This is a genomic window from Intrasporangium chromatireducens Q5-1 (assembly GCF_000576575.1).
Classification (GTDB): Bacteria; Actinomycetota; Actinomycetes; order Actinomycetales; family Dermatophilaceae; genus Intrasporangium_A; species Intrasporangium_A chromatireducens.
In genome coordinates this window covers 1-1,140 of the sequence record NZ_AWQS01000495.1, presented here as the reverse complement: position 1 = coordinate 1,140, position 1,140 = coordinate 1, and the positions used below count along the sequence as shown (strand labels likewise).

1 protein-coding gene is annotated in these 1,140 nt (G+C 67.7%); it reads left to right on the top strand.

Features of this window, described 5'->3' with window-relative positions; genetic code table 11:
* Positions 1-235 precede the first annotated feature (235 nt).
* A complete protein-coding gene (locus tag N864_RS22460; RefSeq protein WP_034722829.1) occupies positions 236-535 on the top strand; it encodes a DF family (seleno)protein in 300 nt (99 codons plus the stop codon).
* The last annotated feature ends 605 nt before the right edge of the window (positions 536-1,140 follow it).

Below are 1,140 nucleotides of genomic sequence, written 5' to 3'. Positions count from 1 at the left end.
GGATTCGAACCTGCGACACCCGCTTTAGGAGTCCGACCGAGCTAAGTCGGATCTTCGGAAGCGCTTGTGTCGCAGTGGTTTTGGCGCTGCACCATGTCGGCTGTCTTCTACCGGTCTTGCGACTGCGGGCACCTGTGGGGCACCGGAGGTCGCGTTTTCGGTTGTGTCTCGTGTCCCAAGGTGGTGCGTGCGGGCACGCCGTCCGGGGCCGTCTCCGAGGGCGCATGATGGAGGCGTGGATGTGCGGCTGCTGTACTTCGACGGGTGCCCGAACTGGCTGGTGGCTGAGGAGCGGCTTCGCTCTGCTTTGGCCAGTGTTGGCCGGAATCACGAGCCGATCGAACGGGTCCTGGTGGAGACGTCGGAGGACGCGGAGCGCCTCGGCTTCATCGGGTCGCCGACCATCCTCGTCAACGGTAGGGACCCGTTTGCGTCGGGTGAGGAGCCGGTGGCGCTGGCCTGTCGGGTCTTCACGACCCCGGACGGCCGAGCGGGGTCGCCGACCGTGGAGCAGCTCGTTGAGGCCCTGTCCTGAGGCGCGGCCTCGGATTGGCTGTGACGGCCTATGTTGCAGCTGCAATGGTGGGCTTGGTACGGGAGCGCGGCGGTCTCGTCATCTGAGGGTGCCCGGAAGCTTGCTTCTGCCATCGACCAGGGCTACGTCTGGTTCGCTGGGTCTTTCCTCAAGGTCGCAAGAGCGCATGGACCGGCGGCCGGAAGCCGAGCATCGATTGCTGAGTCGACGGGGCTGTCGGCTTGTTCGAGAGCTCGCTTCTGAGCACACGCCGATGCCCTCGATTGCGATGCCGATGCCCTCGGTTGCGGGCCCTCAACCACCTTTGGCGATCCAGTGTGCCCCCAGTGCGCCCCAGCGCGGTGGCCGTCATGGCGGCCTCATGCGCCGTGTTGGTCTGCGCAGTGATGCCAAGGTGGCTCCGCTGGGAGGCCACGCGCAGAAGGCGCACGCGGAGGCCCGGCATGCGGGTGGTGGGGCCGGCCACGTCCCTTTGGTGGGCAGTGGTCCTCCGTGGGTCTGTGCCGGGAGGCGACGGCGGGGGCTGCCCTCGTCATGGCGCCTGATGGCGAGGCGGAACTCGCGGTCGTCGGTCCAGTTGAGGGCGGCAGGGCGGTCGCCCCCTG